Source organism: Methylobacterium sp. BE186, assembly GCF_031457035.1.
GTDB lineage: Bacteria > Pseudomonadota > Alphaproteobacteria > Rhizobiales > Beijerinckiaceae > Methylobacterium > Methylobacterium segetis.
The window spans coordinates 1-14734 of sequence record NZ_JAVDVV010000020.1 but is presented as its reverse complement, the minus strand read 5'-3'; the positions used below and the strand labels follow the sequence as shown (position 1 = coordinate 14734).

Below are 14734 nucleotides of genomic sequence, written 5' to 3'. Positions count from 1 at the left end.
GCGGAGCGCCCGACGTCTCAGCGCCCGTGCCGGGATCGAAGACCCGTCGCTCGTCGGCCGCCCCTCCGCGTTAGCGGACGGGCCTTACGGCGGGACCCGCCGCGCAGGCGGCCCGGCGCGCGGCGCGCGGCAGGGCGCGGAGGCCGGCGTCGTCCGGAGGCAGGGACCGGTGGCGCATCCTGCCGGTGCCGCCCTCGCGCCGCGCGCGGAGCGAGCGCGGATCGTGGCCGGGATCGCCGACCTGAGGTCTCACGAACGCACCGCCGGCGGGGTGCGGGGTGCGGGCTGCCCCGGCCCGTGCGGCGCGGGACCTCGCGAGGGCGGCGAACGGAGGCACGGCCACGAAGCGCTTCATCCGGTCTGTTCCCTTCCTCAAGATGTTTTCGTGACAGGACGATGTCCTGCACTCCGAGGAAGAGCGATAGATCCCCTTTTTGGAAATAAATGTGCGCTGCGTTACGATGATAGTCCCGGCGATATAATCCCGCATCCGAGAATATCCCTGTGTCGCATCGCACCAAGACAGGAATAATAGTTCGAATTCGCGAGGATTATACTTCCTGCCGGGCGCATGAGCAGCGTTCGGCCTCGCTTCAGCCCAGCAGCTTGTCGAGGGTGATCGGGATGTCGCGCACCCGCACCCCCGTCGCGTGCCAGACGGCGTTGGCGATCGCGCCGGCCGTGCCGGTGATGCCGATCTCGCCGACCCCCTTGATGCCGAGCGGGTTCACGTGAGGATCCTCCTCCGGCACCAGGATCGCCTCCATCGTGGGGATGTCGGCGTTCACGGGCAGGTGGTATTCGGCGAGGTTGTTGTTGAGGAACCGGCCCGTGCGGGCATCCATCGCCGCGTGCTCGTGGAGCGCGAAGGAGACGCCCCAGATCATGCCGCCGTAATACTGGCTGCGCACGAGGCGCGGGTTGACGATGCGGCCTGCCGCGAAGGCCCCGACGAGCCGCGAGACGCGGATCTGGCCGAGATCGGGATCGACCAGCACCTCGGCGAAGACGGCGCCGTGGGCGTGCATGGCGTAGGCCTTCTTGGCGGCCGGGTCGCTCGCGCCCGTGCCCCTGGCCTCGACGCTGTCGCGCCTGGCCCGGGCGAGGATCTCGGAGAAGCTCTCGGAGCGAGAGGGATCGTCCCGGCGCGCGAGGCGCCCGCCCGCGGAGACGACGCCCGCGTTGCCGGCTCCGTAGAGCGGGGAGGCGGGATCGTTCACCGCGAGTTCGGCGAGCGCCGCGATCGCGGCCTGACCCGCCTTGTGGAGTGCCGTGCCGGCCGTGGCGGTGGCGGTCGAGCCGCCCGCAAGGCCGCCGTTGGGCAGGCGGTTGTGACCGATGCTCAGGGTCACGGAGTCGAGCGGGAGCCCGAGCCCGTCGGCGGCGATCTGCGCGAGGCTCGTCCAGGCACCCTGGCCCATGTCGTGCTGCGCCGTCTCGACGAGGGCGGAGCCGTCGGCCCGGATCACGGCCCGGGCCTCGGCCTGGAACATCGAGGCCGGGTAGGTCGCCGTTCCCATGCCCCAGCCGACCAGGAGCCCGTCCACGTTGCGCATTTGGCGTGGGGCCTTGGGCCGCGAGGCCCAGCCGAAGCGCTCGGCCCCTCGCGCGTAGCAATCCCGCAGAGCCTTCGACGAGAAGGGCTTCTTCGAGACCGGCTCGACCTCGGCATAGTTCCTGAGCCGCAGTTCCAGCGGGTCGAGGTTCAGCTCGGCGGCGAGCTCATCCAGCGCGCTCTCGATGGCGACGCTGCCCGAGGCCTCGCCGGGGGCGCGCATGAAGATCGGCGTCGCGATGTCGACCCGCACGGCCTCGTGCGTCGAGGCGAGGGCAGGGGAGGCGTAGAGGTTGCGCGAGATGATGCCGGAAGGCTCGATGAAGTCGTCGTAGCGGCTCGTCTGCGTCAGGGTGTGATGGTCCCAGGCCGTGAGAGTGCCGTCCGCCTCCGCCCCGAGCTTCAGGGTCTGCCGCGTCGCGGCGCGGTGGCCGACCGGGCCGAACATCTGCTCGCGCCGCGTCACGAGCTTCACCGGCCGCCCGACCAGGCGGGCCGCCATGATGCCGAGGAACTGGGGCGGCGTGACGAGGGCCTTCGAGCCGAAGCCGCCGCCGAGGTAATGGCAGACGATGTGGATGTTGCCGGGCGGGATGCCGAACAGGGCCGCGATCCGACCCGTCGCCATCGCGAGGGCCTGCGAGGGCGTGTAGAGGGTGAGGTGGTCGCCCTCCCAGGACGCCACCGCGGCGTGGGGTTCCAGCGCGTTGTGGTACTGCGCGGCGGTCTCGTAGGTCGCCTCGATCCGGGTGTGGGCGGCGCTGAGCCCCGCGGCGACGTCGCCGTAGCCGGCCCGCGTCGGCGCACCGGGGCCTACCGCCTCCGGCACGAAGGGCTCGCCGTCGAGGCCGACCCGCACGTCCTCCGCCGCGTAGCGGGGGGCGAGGAGGCGGGCGCCCTCGGTCGCCGCCTCCAGGGTCTCCGCGATCACCACCGCGACCGGCTGGTTGGCGTAGCGGACGCCGTCGTCCTGCAGGAGGTCCCGCTTGAAGGCGAAGGGGCCGTCCTTCGCGTCGGGCGACTGGGCAAGCTTCGGGGCGTTCGCCGGCGTCATCACCCGCACGACGCCCGGATGCGCCTCGGCCGCAGTGACGTCGAGGCCGGTGACGCGCCCGCGGGCGATGCCGCTCACCGCCATCACCGCGTGGAGGAGGCCGTCGAAGCGGAAATCGGCTGCGTAGCGGGCGGCTCCCGTCACCTTGTCCGGCCCGTCGAGGCGGGTGAGGTCGGCGCCGATGGCGGCCCCGTGGCGGACGCGCTCAGACATGGGCGGTGGCTCCGGCTTGGGGGAAGGCTTGGGGGAGAGCTCGGCGGGACGTGGGGGCGTCCGCGAAGGGGCTCGCGGGCAGGGCTGGGACCCGTTCCGGGGTGCCGGCCAGGGCGCGCTGCAGCGCGCGGGTGACGACCCGGCGGGCGAGCTCGATCTTGAAGGCGTTGGCCTCGCCGGAGGCATGGGCGCCCTCGAGGGCCGCCTCGGCCGCCTCTCGAAAGGTGGTCGCATCGGGCTCACGGCCGGCGAGGAGGTCCTCCGCGCCTCTCGCCCGCCAGGGCTTCAGGGCGACGCCGCCGAGTGCGAGCCGGGCCGCTCCGATCCGCCCTCCGTCGAGCCGCAGCATCGCGGCGGCCGAGACCAGGGCGAAGGCGTAGGAGGTGCGCTCGCGGACCTTGAGATAGCGGGCGTGGGCCGAGAAATCCGCGGCCTCCGGCGGCAGACGCACTGCGACGATCAGCTCGCCGGGCTCCAGCACCGTGTCGCGCTCCGGTGCGTCGCCGGGCAGGCGGTGAAATTCCGTCAGCGGCACCGTGCGGGCGCCCTTCGGCCCCTCGATCTCGACCGCGGCATCGAGGGCGGCGAGGGGCACGCAGAGGTCGGACGGGTGGACGGCGATGCAGGCCTCACTGAAGCCGAGCACCGCGTGGAGCCGCGTCTCGCCGCCGATCGCGGCGCATCCCGCCCCCGCCTCGCGCTTGTTGCAGGCGCTGGCCGGGTCGTAGAAATAGGGGCAGCGGGTCCGCTGCATCAGGTTGCCGGCCGTCGTCGCGGCGTTGCGCAGTTGCGCCGAGGCGCCGGAGAGGAGCGCCTCCGCCACGGCGGGGTAGCGGGCGGCGAAGCCCGCATCGTGGGCGAGGTCGCTGTTGCGCACGAGGGCGCCGATCCGGGTGCTTCCGTCGGGCAGGCTCTCGATCGACGACAGGCCGGGGATGCGGGTGATATCGACGAGGGTCGCGGGCGTCGCGAGGCCGCCCTTCATGAGGTCGAGGAGGTTGGTGCCGGCTGCAAGGTAGGCCGCCCCCGGGGCGGCGGAAGCGGCCACTGCCTCGGCGACGCTGCCGGCGCGGACGTAATCGAACCGGTTCACGCCGCGTCCTCCGCCTTCATCGTCTCTTGCGCCGCCAGCACGGCCTCCGTGATGCCCTGGTAGGCGCCGCAGCGGCAGATGTTCCCGCTCATCGCCTCGCGCACCCGCTCGTGATCGCTCCCCGCCCAGCCCTCGCGGATCAGGCCGACCGCGCTCATGATCTGGCCTGGCGTGCAGAAGCCGCACTGGAACCCGTCATGGGCGAGGAACGCGGCCTGGACCGGGTGGAGCTCGCCACCCCGAGCCAACCCCTCGATCGTGAGGATCTCGGCGCCGTCGAGGCTGACGGCGAGCGCCAGGCAGGCATTCACCCGGCGCCCGTCGACGAGCACCGTGCAGGCGCCGCACTGGCCGCGGTCGCAGCCCTTCTTCGTGCCGGTGAGGTCGAGGCGCTCGCGCAGGAGGTCGAGCAGGGTGACGCGGGGATCGTCGAGGTGGATCTCGCGCGCCGACCCGTTCACGGTCAGCGTGATGGGGATGCTCATGCGGCTTCCGGGGCTCCGTCGCTTCGGATCGGATGTGGGGGCCTGCCGGGGAAGGAGGCGGGCAGGGGGGCTTGCTTGTCTGGAACGGTTTCAAGTAGCTCGGCGTACCCGGGAGACCACCGGGCTGGCCCGTCGTTCACGGGTCTGTGAAGGAACGGCGTTCCCGCAAGGCCCGAACGGGGCGCGGACGGCTCCGCTGCCCTCATCCCGCCGCGCCGGTCCCGCAAAGCATCGCGCGGCGCGCATCCACCCGCTCAGCACAATCCAATGTCCCACGCCCCAATGTCCCACGCCGATGTCCCACGCCCCTCCCGCGACTGAGACCGCCCCCGCGAAGCCTGCCGATAGTGGCCGCTCCGACCCGGCGATCCGCCTGCACCAGCAGGCCATTCTCTCCGAATTCGGGGTCGAGGCCCTGCGCGGCGACGACGTCGACCGGTTGCTGCAGCGGGCGGCCGAGCTCTGCGCGGAGGGGATGGGAGCGGAATTCTGCAAGGCCTTGGAGTACCTGCGGGGCGAAGACATGCTGCTGGTGCGCGCCGGCATCGGCTGGGGGCCGGACGTGATCGGCACGGCGCGCGTCGGCGCCGACCTCGCCTCGCCCGCGGGCTTCGCCCTGAAGACGGGGCGGCCCGTCATCTCGAACCACCTCGAGAACGAGACCCGCTTCCGCACGCCCCAGCTCATGGCGGAGCACGGCATCCGCCGGGCGATCAACGTGATCATCGAGAACCGGGAGGGCGCCTTCGGCGTGCTGGAGGTGGACGACAGCCGCGAGGGCATGTTCGAGGAGGCCGACATCGCCTTCATGCAGGGCTTCGCCAACCTGCTCGGAGGCGCCATCGAGCGCCAGCGCACGGAGGGGCTCCTCAAGGCGGCGCTGGCCCGGCAGGACCTGCTGGCCCGGGAGATGAGCCACCGGGTCAAGAACAGCCTCACCATCGTAGCGAGCCTGCTCGCCCTGCAGGCCAAGGGCTCGGAGAGCGAGGACGTGCGCCGCGCCCTCATCGATGCGCGCACCCGCGTCGAAGCGATCGCGGGCGTCCACGACCAGCTCTGGCGCCATTCCGAGCCCGGCGAGGTGGACCTCGCGCTGTTTCTCGAGACGCTCTGCGCGAACCTCCAGAGCGGGGCGCCCGGCCACCGGCTCGTCTGCCGGGCAGACCCGGTCAACGTGCCCGCCGACCGGGCCATCCCCTTCGGCCTCCTCGTCAACGAACTCGTCACCAACGCCATCAAGTATGCCTACCCGCAGGGCGGCGGCGAGATCCGGATCCGGTCCGAGCGCGCGGGCGCGCGCCTCCTCCTCGCCGTCGCGGATGACGGGGTCGGGCTGCCTGCGGATTTCGACATCGGCCGGACCTCGCGCAGCCTCGGCATGCGGGTCGTGGCGAACCTCGTCCGCCAGCTCGGCGGCACGATCATGACGCCGCAGAGCGGGCAGGGGGCGCAGTTCCGGATCGAGATGCCGCTCGCGGGCTGATTCCGCATCAGCCTCACTCCAACATTCCACCGACACGCTATGGTAGGGGACAGGGGTCGGAGAGACCCCGCACGGATCAAATTCCAGGTAGATTCGGCAATCAAATCCGGGCAGAACCGGAAAATCGTGACCGGGCACCGCGGTGGCGGCGCAGTAGCAGGGGAGGCGGCTTTGGAAGAGCGGCGGCGGCGCCCCAACCTGCTCATCGGGCTCGCAATCCTCGGCGTCGCGCTGGGCGCCCTCGCCGTCTCGGAGGGCGGTGCGCCCTACGCCGCGCAACTCCGAGAGCAGACGGAACCCCTCCTCGCCCTGTGGCGCGCCCGCGTCGCTCCCCCGCCTCCCGAGCGCCCTCACCTGCCCGCGACGCGCACCGCGGTCGAGGACGGTCGCACGGTGGTGCGGATCAAGCCGGAGGAGCGGACCCGCCTCGGCCTGGAGACCGCGCGCGTCTCGGCGAGGCCGCACCGCCAGGAGTTGCAGGCCTATGGCAGCGTCCTTGACCTCGCCCGGGTGACGGAGCTCACCAATTCCTACGCCACGGCACGGGCCCAGCTTCAGACCGCGCAGGCCAAGGTCGAGATCTCGCGAAGCGCTCTCCGCCGGGCGAAGAATCTCGGGCAGTACGCGACGCCGGTGCAGGTGGAGACCACGAGCGGTACGCTCCAGACCGACGAAGCCGCCCTCATGGCCGCGGAATCGCAGCTGCGCACGCTCGCCGCCACCGCCCAGCAGGAATGGGGGCCGGTGATCGGCAAGGCCATCGTCGAGCGCACACCCCTCGTCACCCGGCTGATCGAGCGGGAGGATTTCCTGATGCAGGTCACCCTGCCGCCGGGCGAGACCCTGAAAGGGATGCCGGGCGCGGCCTTCGCGGAGGTGCCGCCGCAATCGAGCCGCGTGTCCCTGCGCTTCGTCTCGCCGGCGACCCGCACCGACCAGCGCGTCCAGGGCCAGAGCTTCTACTTCATCGTGGCCGGCGACGGCGGGCTCCTGCCCGGCATGAGCACGCTCGCCTTCGTGCCCGCCGAGCGCACGGTGACGGGCGTGCTGGTGCCGGAGGACGCGGTGGTGCACTGGCAGGGGGGCACCTGGGTCTATCGCGGCCTCGACGAGAACGCCTTCGTGCGCCACCCGATCAAGTCCGACCCGCCGATGGCGGACGATGCCTACGTCGTCGAGGACCTGACCGGCGAGACCGAGATCGTCCTGCGCGGTGGGCAGGCACTCCTCTCCGAGGAGATGAAGAGCCTGCTCCAGGTCTCGGGCGGCGTGGACGACGACTGAGGTGGGCCAGCTTCCCTCCGGCCCGCAGGCGGCCCTCGTCGCCTTTGCCGTGCGCTTCCGTGGAGTCGTGCTGGCGCTGGCGCTCGCCATCCTCGGCTTCGGCGCCCTGAGCCTCGGGGACGCCCAGTACGACGTGTTTCCAGAATTCGCGCCGCCCTCCGTGGTGATCCAGACCGAGGCGCCCGGCCTCAATCCCGAGCAGGTCGAGGTGCTGGTAACCCAGCCGATCGAGGTCTCGGTCAACGGACTGCCGGGGATCGAGGCCCTGCGCTCCTCCTCGATCCAGGGGCTCTCCGTCATCACCGTCACCTTCGGGCGCGGCAGCGACATCTACCGGGTGCGCCAGCTCGTCTCGGAGCGCCTCGCGGCGCTCGCGGGCCGCCTGCCGCAGGGGGTGATGCCGCCCGCCATGACGGCGCTCACCTCGTCCACCAGCACGGTGCTCCTCGTCGGGCTGACCTCGGAGCGGCGCTCAAGCCTCGACCTGCGCACCATCGCCGACTGGACGGTGCGGCTGCGGCTCCTCGCGGTGCCCGGCATCGCCCAAGTCTCGGTCTACGGTGGCGGCGTGCGCTCGCTCCAGGTGCAGGTCCGCCCGAACGACCTGATCCGCTTCCGGATCGGCATCAACGACGTGCTGGCGGCCGCCCGCAAGGCGACCGGCGTGCGGGGCGCCGGCTTCGTCGATACGGCCAACCAGCGCATCGCGCTCCAGACCGAGGGGCAGTCCCTCACCCCGGAGGACGTGGCCCGCACCGTCCTCGTCAACGAAGGCGGCGCGAGCGTCGTGCTCGGCGACGTGGCGAACGTCGTGGCCGCTCCCGAGCCGCCGATCAGCGCGGCCCTGATCGACGGCAAGCCCGGCGTGCTCCTGATGGTCGGCGCGCAGTACGGCGCCAACACCCGCGAGGTCACGGCCCGGGTCGAGGCGGCCCTCGACGACCTTGCGCCGGCCCTCGCCCGCGAGGGCGTGGAGCTCCGGCCCGACCTGTTCCGCCCCGCGAACTTCATCGCGGTCGCCAACGCCAACGTGCTTCAGGCCCTGGCTCTCGGCGGCCTCCTCGTCATCGTCGTCCTGTTCGTCTTCCTCTACGATTGGCGCACCAGCGTGATCAGCGGGCTCGCCATCCCGCTCTCGCTGATGGTCGCGGTGCTGGCGCTCGCGGCCTTCGGCGAGAGCCTCAACACGATGACGCTGGGCGGGCTCGCCATCGCCATCGGCGAGGTCGTCGACGATGCTGTGATCGGCGTCGAGAACGTGGTCCGGCGCCTGCGCGAGAACCGGCGCCTCGGAGGCCCGCGGCCCGAGGGGAGGGTGGTCCTCGATGCGATCCTGGAGGTTCGCACGGCGGTGGCCTACGCCACGTTCGCGGTGCTCCTCGTGTTCCTGCCGGTGCTCGCCCTCTCCGGCGTCGCGGGGCGCCTGTTCGGCCCGTTGAGCCTCGCCTACATCCTGGCGGTCGTCGCCTCGCTCGGCGTCGCCCTCACGGTGACGCCGGCCCTCGCCATGCTGCTCCTGACGGGGCGGCGCGAGGCCGACACCCGCGAGCCGCCGACGATGCGCTGGTCGCGGGCGGCCTACGCCGCCCTCCTCGCCCGCATCAACCGGCACCCGCGCCTCGTCATCGCCAGCGGCCTCGTGCTGACGCTCCTCGGCGCCGGCATCGCCCCCTTCTTCGGGGGCACCTTCCTGCCGGACCTCAAGGAGGGCCACCTCATCCTGCACATGGCGGCCGCGCCCGGCACCTCGCTGCAGGAATCCCAGCGCCTCGGCGTGCAGATCACGGGGGAGCTCCGTGCGATCCCCGGCATCCGCGCCGTGGCCTCGCAGATCGGCCGCGCCGAGGCCGGGCAGGACACGGCGGGCACGCATTACAGCGAGATCCACATCGACCTCGTATCCGGCCTCGACGGCGCCGGCCAGAAGACGGTCGAGACGCGGATCCGCACCCTGATGGCGGGGTTTCCCGGCGCTGCCTTCTCGCTCAAGACCTTCCTGACCGAGCGCATCGAGGAGACGGTCTCGGGGTTCACGGCCCCCGTCGTCGTCAACGTGATCGGCAACGACCTCGACCGGATCGAGGCCGCCGCCCGCGAGGTCGCCAGGGAACTCGCCGAGGTGCGCGGCGCGAGCGACATCCAGCAGGCCTCACCCGCCGGCCTGCCGCAGATCAACGTGTCCCTGCGCCCGAACGACCTGCGCCACTGGGGCCTCGACGCGATCGAGGTGCTGGAGGCGGTGCGCACCGCCTACCAGGGCGACATCGTCGGCCAGTCCTACGAGGGCAACGCCGTCTTCAACGTCATCGTCATCCTCGATGCGGGGGTGAGGGCGCGCCTCACCGCCGTCGGCGACATGCCCCTGCGGACGCCCGGCGGCAGCTACATCCGCCTGTCGCAGGTGGCCGACATCTACGAGACGTCCGGCCGCTACCAAGTGCAGCACCAGGGCGCGCAGCGCGTCCAGGCGGTGACGGCGAACGTGGTCGGGCGCGACGTCGCCTCCTTCGTCGCCGCCGCCCAGCGCAAGATCGCCCGCGAGGTGCGCCTGCCCCAGGGCGTCTACGTCTCCTTCGCGGGCTCGGCCGAGGCGCAGGCGCGGGCGCGGCGGGACCTCCTCACCTATTCGGGGCTCGCCGGCCTCGGCATCGTGCTGCTGCTCGCGGTCATTACGGGCTCGCTGCGCAACCTCGTCCTCGTCCTCGTGAACCTGCCCTTCGCCTTCGTCGGCGGGGTCTTTGCCGTGGCGCTGACCGGCAGCGTGCTCTCGCTCGGCTCGATCGTCGGCTTCGTGACCCTGTTCGGCATCTCGTTGCGCAACACCATCATGATGATCTCGCACTACGAGCATCTGGTGAGCGTCGAGGGTCGCGCCTGGGACGGGAAGACCGCCATCGAGGGCGCGGCGGACCGGCTGGTGCCGATCCTGATGACCTCGCTCGTCACCGGCCTCGGCCTTCTGCCGCTGGCGCTCGGAGCCGGCGAGCCGGGTCGCGAGATCGAGGGCCCGATGGCGATCGTGATCCTCGGCGGTCTCGTGACCTCGACGCTCCTCAACCTCCTGATCCTGCCGACCCTCGCGCTCCGCTACGGCCGCTTCCGGGCCGACGAGGGCAGGGGGCTCGGTGAGGCGAGGGGGCTTCCGGCGGGTGAGAGGGCACAGGCGGCGGAGTGACGGGTGCCCTCGCCCGCTTGCGAAGGAGCCTCCGGCCGGCGGATACAGGTCGGACGGTCGGCCCGGAGCCGGTCGCGTCTCCCATGAACGAGACCAGCATGCGCCTCGCGTCCCTCGCCCTGCTCGCAGTTCTCCTGGGAGCAGCCTCCGCGCGCTCTGCCCGGGCCGAGCCGGATCCGGCCGGCCCTCAGGCGCCGGCCGGCGCCCCGGCCTCGCAGGCTCCGCCGGTGCTGCCGCTGATGCGGGTCGTGCCGAAGGGCGAGGCGCGCAGCATCGGCTTCTTCGCCGCGCTCTTCCCGGATTGCAGCACGCAGGGACCGATCGTGGTTCGGCTGCTGGCGCCGCCCAAGCACGGCAAGGTCAGCTTCTCGGAAGTCGAATCCTTTCCGCGCTACGCGGCCGGTTCGCCGCTCGCCGCCTGCAATGCCAAGCGCGTCCCGGGCCTGAAGATGGTCTACGAGTCGGAGGAGGGGTTCGAGGGCCTCGACACCTACCGGATCTTCCTCATCAACCCGGACGGGACGGGCTTCGAGTCGGAGGTGAAAGTCTCGGTGCGCTGACCCGGAGGAGCACCGGAAAGCCCAGCCGAAGGCCTCCCGAATGCGTTCGCATAAGATATATTATGGAACTTGAAGGTCTGGGATCGTCGGGTAGGGGGCCTGGATCTCCGTGTTCGGGGATGCTTGCCGCGGTGGCGGTCCAGGGGTTTCCGAACGCCACTCTGCGGATCCGATCCGGATGCCACACAGGCAGGAGGGCCGCCTCGACAGCGGCCCTCCCCGATCCGGACGTGTTAGAGCCGGTCGGTCACTCCTTGTCGCCCCGATGCACGCCCTTGTCGCGATTCTCCTTCAGGCGGCCGTCATCCGAGTGCTGAACGCTTCCCTGATGCGGAGTTCCGGTATTCTTGTTGTTCTTTTCCGTATTGTTATGCGTGTTTCTGTCGTTGTTCTGCTGATGATTGTTCGCCATTACGAGTCTCCATTTTGCAGAACGACGCTGTCACGTCGCTGAGCAAACAACAATTGTTACCCTCATGGGTTCCGATGCTGCAGACCCGCAATTTATACCCTCCTGCGACGCTCGGTCCTCTCGACAGGCCGATCGGAAACAGGCGCTTGGCAGGCCGCGCCGGTGGGACCTCAGCGGCGTCAAGGAGTTGCTGAGCCTCGGGCGCGGATACGCGCCTCCCCGAAATCGAGCCGGTCGGATCCCGATTGCCCGAATGGTCGAAACGCCGCAGGGCTTTGGCCCGGGGAGGGCGCATCTCCCCTGCCCCGGTACGGGCCGAGGCCGAACCGACGGGGAGCAGGAATGGCGCGCGTGAGCCGAATCCCAGCCCGTGATGGCCCGCGTGCCACCCTCAGCGAGGCGAGCCTGTCGGCCTTCCTCGCCGCCTTCTACGCGAAGGTGCGGCAGGACGACCTGATCGGTCCGGTCTTCGCCCGGGCGATTCCCGATGCGGCGTGGCCGGCCCATCTCGCGGTGATCCAGGATTTCTGGTCCTCGGTTCTGCTCAAGTCCGGCCGCTACAAGGGAAATCCTTTCGGGAAGCACCTTGCCCTCGGCACTCTCGAGCCCGTTCACTTCACCCGCTGGCTGGGTCTGTTCGAGCAGACGGCGGGCGAGACGTTCGAGCCCCAGACCGCCGCCGCTCTCGTCGAGCGAGCCCACCGCATCGGCGACAGCCTGAAGGCCGGCCTGTTCTTCCGGCCAGAGGCGGCACCGGGCGAGGGGGCCTGAGCCCCCTGCCCCGCCCCGTCAGGCCGCGAGCCCGTCGGTCCGCCGCAGGTCCGCGAAGCTGCGCCCGTCCGCGAAGCGCAGCTCGACACTCTCGGCGATCCGGCCGCTGGCGCGGATCCGGATGGCGACGGGGCATGCGATCTCGTCCGCTCGGCCCAGCGCCTCGGCGACCGTGAGCGGCGCGTCGCGGCCGCCGCCGAGGCCGCGCCACCAGCGCACCGCCTTCTCGCGGCCGTAGCCGCTGCCTTCGAGGTCAAGCCGGAGCTCGTGACGGCCACCATCGGCCCGGCGCAGGCTCAACCCGAGGCTCTCCGTGCCGCCCGCGCCGGGACAGGCCCGAAGAGTCCAACCCTCGATCGGGGTCCAGGCCGAAACCGTCCGCGACAGGATCGGCAGCGCGTCGTCGGCCACGGCCTCATGCTTCGGCTCGGTCTCGGCCTCCTCCTCGACCCAGCAAGCCTCGCAGGTGCTGGCGTTCAGGGCGATGAGGGCGCCGCAGCCGGGGCAGGGCTTGGCGCGCACCTCGCCTTCCCGCCCCCGCACCGAAGCGGCCGTACGGGCGGTGACGATGTCGACCGGCCCATGCATGCGCACGAGCCCGGCATAGTCGAGGATCAGCGCGTCCGCCTTGCCCGGCGCGAGGCGCAGGGCGCGCCCGACCTGCTGCACGTAGAGGCCGGTGCTCTGGGTCGGGCGCAGCAGTGCCACGAGATCGACCGCGGGCATGTTGAAGCCCGTCGCCAGCACGCCGACCGAGGTGAGACAGCGGATACGGCCCTCGCGGAAGGCCCGCACGATGCGGTCGCGCTCGCGCTTGCCGGTTTCGCCGGAGACCGTCTCGCAGGTGAGGCCGTGGGCTCGAACTGCGTCCCGCACGGCGTCCGCATGGGCGAGGCTGACGCAGAAGGCGAGCCAAGCCCGGCGCCGCTCCCCGTAGGTCACCATCTCCTCGACCGCGGCGCGGGTGATCCAATCCTGGTTGACCGCCGCATCGAGGGCGCTCGGGACGTAGTCGCCGCCGCGCTTGGCCACACCCGAGACGTCGAGGGCCGTGAACGTCGCCTTCGAGACGAGGGGGCTGAGATAGCCTCGGTGGATCAGGTCGCCGACATTCGCCTCGTAGACGATGCGCTCGAAGATCCGCCCCTCCCCCTCGTCGAGACGGCCGGAATCGAGCCGGTAGGGCGTCGCGGTCAGGCCGACCACCCGAAGCTCGGGGCGCCGGGCGCGAAGGCCCGCGAGGAAGCGGCCGTAACGGGTCTCGGCCGAGCGCGGGATCAGATGCGCCTCGTCGACGACGACGAGGTCGCGGGCGCCGATCGCCTCGACCCGGCTCCACACCGACTGGATGCCGCAGAACAGGACCCGGGCGCCGGATTCCCGCCGCCCGAGCCCGGCCGAGTCGATGCCCGCCGGCGCCTCCGGCCAATGGGCGAGGAGTTCCTGATGGTTCTGAGCGATCAGCTCGCGGCTGTGCGTGACGATGGCGACGCGGGTGGCGGGAGCGCGCGCCAGGGTCTCCCGGACGAGGGCGGCGATGACGAAGGCCTTGCCGGCCCCCGTGGGCAGGACGACGAGGCCGTCCCGCCCTCCCCCGCGCCAATGGGCGTCGAGCGCATCGAGGCTGGCGCGCTGATAATCCCGAAGCTGCAGCATGCCGCCCTCTAGCGCGGGATCGGGCGTCCCGTCCGTGGCGGATCGGTCGCGCCGGGCCTCAATCGGTCCCGGCTCCTGTCTCCGGCGCGCGCAGCAGGTAGGTGTCCATGATCCAGCCGTGGCGGGCCCTCGCCTCGGCGCGTACGCGCCGGATCTCTGCGCCGACGTCACCGAGCCGGCCCGTGCGAAGGATCTCCTCCGGCATGCCGAGATACGCGCCCCAGTAGATCGTCAGGTCCGGATCGAGATGGTCGAAGCGGGGGTCGCCGTCGAGCATCACGACAGTGCTGTCGGCCCGCGGGGGCGGGCCGTCCGCGAGGGCGCGGCCGGTCGTGATGTGGACCGGGCCGCCGATCCGGTTGAGGGCGATGCGGTGGCCGGCCGCCAGGGCCTGCACGCTCGTGATGCCCGGGACGACGTCGTAGGATAGGGCAAGCCGCCCGCGGGCGACGATGCGCTCGAGAATGCGCAGGGTCGAATCGTAGAGGGAGGGGTCACCCCAGACCAGGATGGCGCCGCACGCCCCCTCCCCGACCTCCCGCTCGATCAGCGCCTCGTAGAGCGCGGCGCGTGCGGCGTGCCACGCCTCGACGGCGGCGGCGTAATCGGCGGGCTCGCGGTCGCGCTCCGGATCCTGCGCCTCCACGAACCGATAGGGCTTCGGGATGAAGCGCTCACAGATCTCGCGCCGGATGCGCAGGAGGTCGGCCTTCCCCGCGCCCTTGTCGAGGACGAACACGGCCTCGACGGTCTCGAGTGCGCGCACCGCCTGCAAGGTGAGGTGCTCCGGATTTCCGGTGCCGATGCCGATGACGCGGATCCTGCGCAAGACCCCCTCCTGCTGAGCGCACGAAAAACCCGCCGGGCAGCGCGCCCGGCGGGTTGATCGTTAGCGAATTTTGGTTGCGGGGACAGGATTTGAACCTGTGACCTTCAGGTTATGAGCCTGACGAGCTACCGGGCTGCTCCACCCCGCGCCGGGGCCGGTCCTGT

12 protein-coding genes and 1 tRNA gene are annotated in these 14734 nt (G+C 71.4%); 5 read left to right on the top strand and 8 right to left on the bottom strand.

Going from position 1 to position 14734, the window contains the following annotated elements; genetic code table 11:
* Positions 1–70 precede the first annotated feature (70 nt).
* The 4 genes from J2X36_RS18750 to J2X36_RS18735 form a co-directional block, all read right to left on the bottom strand.
* The gene (locus J2X36_RS18750; protein WP_310352577.1) at positions 71–376 is read right to left on the bottom strand and encodes a hypothetical protein; all 306 of its coding nucleotides are present in this window, start codon (positions 374–376) and stop codon (positions 71–73) included.
* Between the two features lie 217 nt (positions 377–593).
* On the bottom strand, positions 594–2822 hold the full coding sequence (locus tag J2X36_RS18745) for a xanthine dehydrogenase family protein molybdopterin-binding subunit (RefSeq protein WP_310352575.1): 2229 nt from the start codon (positions 2820–2822) through the stop codon (positions 594–596).
* Positions 2815–3915, bottom strand: coding sequence for a xanthine dehydrogenase family protein subunit M (locus J2X36_RS18740; protein ID WP_310352572.1), 1101 nt, complete (start codon positions 3913–3915; stop codon positions 2815–2817). The genes J2X36_RS18745 and J2X36_RS18740 overlap by 8 nt, the downstream gene beginning before the upstream one ends.
* Positions 3912–4400, bottom strand: a complete 489-nt coding sequence (locus tag J2X36_RS18735) for a (2Fe-2S)-binding protein (protein ID WP_132255250.1) — start codon at positions 4398–4400, stop codon at positions 3912–3914. Before J2X36_RS18735 ends, J2X36_RS18740 begins: the two co-directional genes overlap by 4 nt.
* 295 nt (positions 4401–4695) lie before the next feature.
* Between J2X36_RS18735 and J2X36_RS18730 the strand changes: the two genes are divergently transcribed.
* From J2X36_RS18730 to J2X36_RS18715, 4 genes are all read left to right on the top strand, one after another.
* Positions 4696–5883 (top strand): sensor histidine kinase, encoded by a 1188-nt coding sequence (locus tag J2X36_RS18730; RefSeq protein WP_132255251.1) that lies wholly within the window; start codon positions 4696–4698, stop codon positions 5881–5883.
* 126 nt (positions 5884–6009) lie between these two features.
* Positions 6010–7167, top strand: a complete 1158-nt coding sequence (locus J2X36_RS18725) for an efflux RND transporter periplasmic adaptor subunit (RefSeq protein ID WP_310352568.1) — start codon at positions 6010–6012, stop codon at positions 7165–7167.
* Between the two features lies 1 nt (position 7168).
* Complete coding sequence (locus tag J2X36_RS18720) at positions 7169–10342, top strand: efflux RND transporter permease subunit (RefSeq protein ID WP_310352565.1); 3174 nt, start codon at positions 7169–7171, stop codon at positions 10340–10342.
* 83 nt (positions 10343–10425) lie between these two features.
* Entirely contained in the window at positions 10426–10902 is a 477-nt protein-coding gene (locus tag J2X36_RS18715) for a hypothetical protein (RefSeq protein WP_310352560.1), read from the top strand.
* Between the two features lie 247 nt (positions 10903–11149).
* Here J2X36_RS18715 and J2X36_RS18710 read toward each other — a convergent pair whose 3' ends face one another.
* On the bottom strand, positions 11150–11314 hold the full coding sequence (locus tag J2X36_RS18710) for a hypothetical protein (RefSeq protein WP_165937909.1): 165 nt from the start codon (positions 11312–11314) through the stop codon (positions 11150–11152).
* A 351-nt stretch (positions 11315–11665) separates the two neighbouring features.
* Between J2X36_RS18710 and J2X36_RS18705 the strand changes: the two genes are divergently transcribed.
* The gene (locus J2X36_RS18705; protein ID WP_310352558.1) at positions 11666–12085 is read left to right on the top strand and encodes a group III truncated hemoglobin; all 420 of its coding nucleotides are present in this window, start codon (positions 11666–11668) and stop codon (positions 12083–12085) included.
* Positions 12086–12103: 18 nt separating this feature from the next.
* On the opposite strand, the gene J2X36_RS18700 is transcribed toward J2X36_RS18705, so the two are convergent.
* The 3 genes from J2X36_RS18700 to J2X36_RS18690 all read right to left on the bottom strand — a co-directional run bounded on the left by J2X36_RS18700 (position 12104) and on the right by J2X36_RS18690 (position 14718).
* Positions 12104–13741 (bottom strand): DEAD/DEAH box helicase, encoded by a 1638-nt coding sequence (locus J2X36_RS18700; RefSeq protein ID WP_310352555.1) that lies wholly within the window; start codon positions 13739–13741, stop codon positions 12104–12106.
* A 58-nt stretch (positions 13742–13799) separates the two neighbouring features.
* The gene (cobF, locus tag J2X36_RS18695; RefSeq protein WP_310352552.1) at positions 13800–14570 is read right to left on the bottom strand and encodes a precorrin-6A synthase (deacetylating); all 771 of its coding nucleotides are present in this window, start codon (positions 14568–14570) and stop codon (positions 13800–13802) included.
* Positions 14571–14641: 71 nt separating this feature from the next.
* Positions 14642–14718: transfer RNA gene (locus J2X36_RS18690), tRNA-Met, on the bottom strand.
* Positions 14719–14734 lie beyond the last annotated feature (16 nt).

Coding starts and splice junctions, on each gene's coding strand:
- J2X36_RS18745 (WP_310352575.1), bottom strand. CDS start 2,822: ATGTCTGAGCGCGTCCGCCACGGGGCCGCCATCGGCGCCGACCTCACC.
- J2X36_RS18715 (WP_310352560.1), top strand. CDS start 10,426: ATGAACGAGACCAGCATGCGCCTCGCGTCCCTCGCCCTGCTCGCAGTT.
- J2X36_RS18735 (WP_132255250.1), bottom strand. CDS start 4,400: ATGAGCATCCCCATCACGCTGACCGTGAACGGGTCGGCGCGCGAGATC.
- J2X36_RS18700 (WP_310352555.1), bottom strand. CDS start 13,741: ATGCTGCAGCTTCGGGATTATCAGCGCGCCAGCCTCGATGCGCTCGAC.
- J2X36_RS18710 (WP_165937909.1), bottom strand. CDS start 11,314: ATGGCGAACAATCATCAGCAGAACAACGACAGAAACACGCATAACAAT.
- J2X36_RS18730 (WP_132255251.1), top strand. CDS start 4,696: ATGTCCCACGCCCCTCCCGCGACTGAGACCGCCCCCGCGAAGCCTGCC.